Origin of the sequence: Sutterella seckii (assembly GCF_009183815.1) — a bacterium.
Classification (GTDB): Bacteria; Pseudomonadota; Gammaproteobacteria; order Burkholderiales; family Burkholderiaceae_F; genus Sutterella; species Sutterella seckii.
Genome location: NZ_WEHX01000154.1, coordinates 1 through 3,053 on the forward strand (window position 1 = coordinate 1; position 3,053 = coordinate 3,053).

Sequence of the window (3,053 nt, forward strand, 5' to 3'; positions counted from 1 at the left end):
CTTCAAAACAATGATTTATCTCGTTGCAGGTAATCTGGATTTCAGCAGATGGACTCAGGCTTTAAAGTGTGGTTACCCACACTAAACGTCATAGAGCCCTAAAAACTGACGACTCAGATTCGAATAACCTGAGAGTGATTATTTTCTGATGGAAGACTATTTACGGTTTTGGATTTTTAATCCCGTGCACATAACATTTCGGGAATCGCGCTGAGGCGCGTGTTCTCATTCAATGACAACGTTGAGATGAAGAAGGTCGCCGGATGGAAGACGTCCACTCGTGCGTGCGCTCTCTCACTCTCTGCCCGGTGCCGCTCAATCAGGAAACGCGCGGAAGAGCTTCCCGTTAACAAATGTATCCGGTGCTAAACTCGGGCGCCTTAAAGTTTTCCGCCGGCCATGCAGAATTCTCTTCCCTCGAAACGCTTTCAAAATCCCGTTCGCCGCATCCTGATGCTTCTCATCGGGATTGAGTGCGCGACCTTCGGGATCAGCTGCACCGCGCTCTCAGGCCTCGGCACGACGCCCATCAGTTCGCTGCCCTTCGTGCTCTCGAAGATCTTTCCGCTCACCTTCGGCACGACGACCTTCATCCTCAATGTCTTCTTCGTTCTCATCGAGGCGGTGCTTTTTAGAAGCCGCTTTACGGTGCTCAATCTCCTCCAGATCCCGGCGGTCCTCGTTTTCGGACTCTTCATCGACCTCAACATGTGGCTTCTCGGCGCTCATGCGCCGGAGACCTGGCTCACGGGTTTCGCCATGAGCCTTCTCGGAAACGTCGTGCTTGCCGCGGGCGTCTTTCTCCAGATCCGCTCCAAGACCATCGTGCAGCCGGGCGAAGGCGTCGTCATCGTCTATGCGGCGGTTCTGCGGAAATCCTTCGGGACGAAGAAGATCGTGAACGACGTGTCGCTTGTCGTCATTGCCGCGCTTCTCTCGCTTGCGGTGCTGGGCACGCTCACGGGCATTCGCGAAGGCACGGTCATTTCCGCTTTTCTCGTGGGCTTTCTCGTCAAGGGCATCGTTCATTTCTTTCCGGAACCGAAAGACCAAAAGCCGCACCAGGTCCATATCGGACCCGGCGGCAAGTCCTGAAAACAGGCGTTCCCAATCCGCACTGCCGCCGTGCCGGATTGGACCATGGGTATTTTCTCCTCTAGGCACTTTTGCTTAGATGGGCAAGAATCGGCCTGTCCGAGGGGAAGGCGCTTCCGCCTTTCCCCAAATTTCGGAGACTTCACTCTTTCGCGCCGTCCCTTCAGGGACTCCTGACCAGAGATTCCCGCAAAAATCCCGGCGCGATCATGAGAAAGGAAGTCTCCAGAGCCACCTTTGAGGAGAATTCCCATGCGTCATTTCAAGCTCGCCGCCCTCGCAGCCGCTGCTGCTCTTGCCTGCGGCTCCGCGCTCGCCTGCACCACCGTCGTGGTGGGTTCCGGCGCCACCGCCGACGGCTCGATCCTGATCGCCCGCGCTGCCGACAGCTCTGCGCTCAAGGCTCAGCACCTCGTGATCCATCCGGCGACGAAAGGCGTGAAAGGCATGTACCGCACGGCGGACCACCATGGCGCCAACAATTTTGAATATCCGCTTCCCGAGAACGGCATGCGCTACACCACGGTCCCGAACTGGAAGACCCAGGTGCACGGCGCCACGGGCTTCAACGAGGCGGGCGTGGGCTTCTCCGGTACGGAATCGATCTTTGCGCGCGACGATGCGCTCAAAATCGACCCCTATAACGAAGCCACCGGCATAACCGAAGACGACATCCCCGAAGTTCTTCTGCCGCGCGTGAAAACGGCCCGCGAAGGCGTTGAGCTTCTCGGCCGCATCGTTGAAACGATCGGTGCGGGCGAAGGCTTCGGCGTCGTCCTGATGGACGAAAAGGAAGTCTGGTACTTCGAAACCGGCACGGGCCACCAGTGGCTCGCCCAGAGGACGCCGAAGGACAAGTATTTCGCGTCGGGCAATCAGGGGCGCCTGCAGCAGTACGACCCGAAGAGCCCGGACTTCCTTGCTTCGAAGACCCTCGTCGAGTGGGCGACGAAGAACGGCTTCTATGATCCAAAGAAGGACGGAGAATTCAATTTCTCGAAGGCCTATACGCGCGACGATGCGCGCGACCGCGACTACAACGATCCGCGCGTCTGGCAGGTGCAGAAGATTCTGACGCCGTCGCTCAATCAGAAGGTGACGGACGGCCGCAGCTTCCCCGTTTGGGCGACGCCCGACAGCAAGGTGACGGTTGAGGACCTCAAGACGATTCTGCGCAACCACTACGAATCGGGCGAACTCGCTTCGCACGACCCGTATACGAATGGCCTCAAGGGCGACGCCGAACCCTATCGTCCGATCAGCGTCTTCCGCACATATGAATCGCACGTGATGCAGGTTCGTCCGTGGCTCCCGAAGGCGATCGGCGAAGTGACCTATCTCGCGATGGGCATGGCGGATCTTTCCGTCTACGTGCCGATCTATTCGGGCATGTCCGCCTATCCGAAGCACTGGGGCGAGGGTACGGACAAGGCCGACTCCTCGAGCCTCTACTGGAAGTTCAGAAAGCTCCAGACGCTCGTGATGACGGACTATCCGAAGCTCGCGCCCATCGTGACGAAGGCCTATGCGGACTTTGAAAAGGGGCTTGCCAAGCGCCAGGCCGCCTTTGAAGCCGAGTACGTGAAGACCGTGAAGACCGATCCGAAGAAGGCTCAGGCCGATCTCGACCACTTCAGCATTCAGGCGATGGCCGATGCGGAAGCGCTGACTGAGGATCTGCTCAATCAGGTCTTCACGGTCCGCACGGAAGACATCCAGAAGGCGAACTTCTTCGCCAACCGTTCGAAGAAGGACTGATTTCTTTGAGGTCAGGACTCCGGGTGCGCAGCGATGAAGCGCACCCGGGGCCGGAAAAGAAAGACGGCCCGGAATCGCCTGGCATTCCGGGCCGCTTCGTAGTGTGCCCGGCATGGGCGATTTCTATAGGGTGAAAGTCCCGATGAGCAGGAGGTAGTGCCAAGCTCACAGCCAGAGGCAAGGGTGTCCGTCGTGAGGCG

2 protein-coding genes are annotated in these 3,053 nt (G+C 58.3%); both read left to right on the forward strand.

Annotation, left to right across the window (positions count from 1 at the left end; genetic code table 11):
- Positions 1–399: 399 nt before the first annotated feature.
- Positions 400–1,095: a YczE/YyaS/YitT family protein gene (locus GBM95_RS11420; RefSeq protein WP_226963306.1), complete on the forward strand. Its 696-nt coding sequence runs from the start codon at positions 400–402 to the stop codon at positions 1,093–1,095.
- Between the two features lie 252 nt (positions 1,096–1,347).
- Positions 1,348–2,853 carry a C69 family dipeptidase gene (locus GBM95_RS11425; protein ID WP_152159208.1) on the forward strand — a complete coding sequence of 502 codons (1,506 nt, stop codon included), beginning with the start codon at positions 1,348–1,350 and terminating at the stop codon, positions 2,851–2,853.
- Positions 2,854–3,053 lie beyond the last annotated feature (200 nt).

What these genes read in the sequence shown, in the direction of transcription:
- GBM95_RS11425 (WP_152159208.1), top strand. Translation starts at nt 1,348, where the DNA reads ATGCGTCATTTCAAGCTCGCCGCCCTCGCAGCCGCTGCTGCTCTTGCC.
- GBM95_RS11420 (WP_226963306.1), top strand. Translation starts at nt 400, where the DNA reads ATGCAGAATTCTCTTCCCTCGAAACGCTTTCAAAATCCCGTTCGCCGC.